This window comes from Amycolatopsis rhizosphaerae, from assembly GCF_007713715.1.
Classification (GTDB): domain Bacteria; phylum Actinomycetota; class Actinomycetes; order Mycobacteriales; family Pseudonocardiaceae; genus Amycolatopsis_E; species Amycolatopsis_E rhizosphaerae.
The window spans coordinates 1-2,638 of the sequence record NZ_VJWX01000713.1; the positions used below are offsets into that span (position 1 = coordinate 1).

General features: G+C 73.4%; 3 protein-coding genes. 2 read left to right on the forward strand and 1 reads right to left on the reverse strand.

The genetic code is table 11. The annotated features are described in order from the left end of the window. Window positions 1-66: 66 nt before the first annotated feature. The gene (locus FNH05_RS35890; protein ID WP_144593290.1) at window positions 67-1,005 is read right to left on the reverse strand and encodes a LysR family transcriptional regulator; all 939 of its coding nucleotides are present in this window, start codon (window positions 1,003-1,005) and stop codon (window positions 67-69) included. Window positions 1,006-1,055: 50 nt separating this feature from the next. Here FNH05_RS35890 and FNH05_RS35895 point away from each other — a divergent pair, with 50 nt between their 5' ends. Together FNH05_RS35895 and FNH05_RS35900 are read left to right on the forward strand one after the other, a co-directional pair. Next, window positions 1,056-1,748 carry a type 1 glutamine amidotransferase domain-containing protein gene (locus tag FNH05_RS35895; protein ID WP_144593291.1) on the forward strand — a complete coding sequence of 231 codons (693 nt, stop codon included), beginning with the start codon at window positions 1,056-1,058 and terminating at the stop codon, window positions 1,746-1,748. 103 nt (window positions 1,749-1,851) lie between these two features. After that, a partial coding sequence (locus FNH05_RS35900) for an HAD-IC family P-type ATPase (protein WP_144593292.1) occupies window positions 1,852-2,638 on the forward strand: 787 nt, incomplete at its 3' end.

Sequence of the window (2,638 nt, forward strand, 5' to 3'; positions counted from 1 at the left end):
CCTTCACAGTCGATACGACTGTGAAGGGGCCCTTCACGGCATTGGCGCGGCCAGGGGGCGGAGCTGCTACCAGGATTTGGCTTGCTGGAGGAGATGGTCCCGGACCAGCAGGACCTGGGCGCTCGCCCGCGCTCCCGCACGCTGGGCCAGAAAACCCGTGTTGAGGGGCGGGTCCTCCGGTTCCAGCAGGGTCACGAGCGTGCCGGAGACCAGGTCGTCGTCGCACAGGTACCGGGGCAGGACGCTGAATCCGGCGCCCGCGGCCACGGCCGCCCGCACCGCGCGGAGGTCCGGCACCACCACGGCGGCCTGGGTGTCCAGGCGAGTGCCGAAGACGTGCCGCCAGTACCGCCGCGCGATCGGCAGGTCCTCGGCGTAGGTGATCAACGGGACCGTCCGGAGCGGCCCGGGATCGCGCGCGGAGAGCGCGCCGAGGCGCGCCGCCCACGTGGGCGCGGCCACCAGCACGAACTCCTCGTCCATCAGCGGGGTCGCGAGGATGCTGCGGCCCCGGGGCCGGATCGCGGACACGACGAGATCGAACTGCCCGGCACGCAGGCCCTCGAGCAGGTCGTCGGCCAGGCCCGGGGTGACGCGCAGGCGCAGCCCCCCGGCCACGAGTGGGGCGAGCGCGGGCAGGACGCGCACGCCGAGCAGTTCGGCGGGCCCGCCGAGGTGCACCGGCTCGGGCAGCACGTCGTCGTCCGCCGCCCCGTCCGCCGCCCGGCCCCGCCCGGCGACGGCGGCGAGCCGGTCGAGCGGCACCGCGATCTCGGCGGCCAGCTCGTCCGCCACCGTGGTCGCCGCCACCCCCCGCGGCAGCCGTTCGAACAGGGGCCGCCCGAGCTGCTCCTCCAGTGCGCGGATCTGCCCGGTGACGGCGGGCTGGGACAGGCCGAGCAGCCGGGCCGCCGCGGTGAACGAACCGGCGCGGTGGACCGCGAGGAAGGTGCGCAGCAGCATCAGGTCCAGCACGCCACTCCCATCACCGTTCTTATGGGGCATAGCACCGATCCTATTGGTCAGCGTATGGGAACGCGCCTAGCGTGGGAGCCATGGCAAGGATTCTGTTCGTGATGACCGGGGCCGATCACTGGACCCTGACCGATGGCACGCGCCACCCCACCGGCTTCTGGGCCGAGGAGTTCGCCGTCCCGTACCGGGCCTTCACCGAGGCGGGGCACGAGGTCGTCGTCGCCACTCCGGGCGGTGTCGAGCCGGTCGTCGACCGTGGCAGCCTCGCGCCCGAGGTGAACGGCGGGCCGGAAGGCGCCGCCGAGATCGCCGGGCTGCTGGACTCGGCGGCCCCGCTGCACCATCCCGTCAAACTCGAGGACGTCGACCTCACGGGCTTCGACGCGGTGTACTACCCCGGCGGGCACGGTCCGATGGAGGACCTGGCCGTCAACGCGGACTCCGCCCGGGTACTGACCGAGGTCCTGCGATCGGGCAGGCCGCTCGGCGTGGTCTGCCACGGCCCGGCGGCGCTGCTCGCCACCGAAGGCGAGGGCGGGTCGCCCTTCGCGGGCTACCGCCTGACCGGGTTCACCAACGACGAGGAGCGGCAGGCGGGGCTGGCGGACAAGGCCCCGTGGCTGCTGCAGGACCGGCTGGTCGCGCTCGGCGCCGAGTTCGACGAAGGGCAGCCGTGGGCGCCCAACGTGGTCGTCGACCGCAACCTCTACACCGGCCAGAACCCGGCCTCGTCCGCGCCGCTGGCCGCCGAACTGCTCAAGGCACTGGGCTGACACCGGGCTGACACCGGTTCCCCTCACCCCCGGGGCCTTCGCCCCGGGGGTGAGGGGCTTTCGTCCCTGCCCGGCCCGCCGCCGTGTCGAACATGCTGGCGGAATGACGGTTCGGGACGAGGTGGAACTGGAAAATCCCCAGGAGCCGCTCGACCGGGTGTTCCGGGACCTGCGCACGCGGCCGGAAGGGCTGACCGCGCGGGAAGCCGCGCGGCGGCTGCTCGTCTACGGGCCGAACGAGCTGACGCGCAGGCGCGGCGGGGGCTGGGGCCGGGAACTGCTGGGCCAGTTCACTCATCCGCTGGCGCTGCTGCTGTGGCTCGCGGCGGTGCTCGCGGCGGTGTCCGGTTCCCTCGTGCTCGGGCTGGCGATCGTCGCGGTGATCGTGCTCAACGCGATCTTCGCCTTCGTGCAGGAACGGCAGGCGGAACGCGCGGTGGAGGCGCTCGCGGTCTACCTGGCGGCCAAGTCGAAGGTCCTGCGTGACGGGACCCGTGTGCTCGTCGAGGCGCGGGAGCTGGTGCCGGGAGACGTGCTGCTCCTGGAAGAGGGGGACCGCGTCCCGGCCGACGCGCGGCTGATCAGCGGGGGCGTCGAGGTGGACCTGTCCACGCTGACCGGGGAATCGATGCCCGCCTACCGGGCCGCCGATCTCCTCGACGGGAGTGGGCCGCTGCTCCAGGCGCGGGACCTGCTGTTCAGCGGCACGAGCTGCACGGCCGGTGAAGCGAGAGCGGTGGTGTTCGCCACCGGCATGCACACCGAACTCGGCCGGATCGCGGCGCTGTCCCAGCGCGTCGGCCGCGAAGAAAGCCCGCTGGAGCGGCAGGTCAAGCGGGTGGCGTGGCTGATCGCCGCGGTGGCGGTGGGGGCGGGCGTGGCCTTCCTGC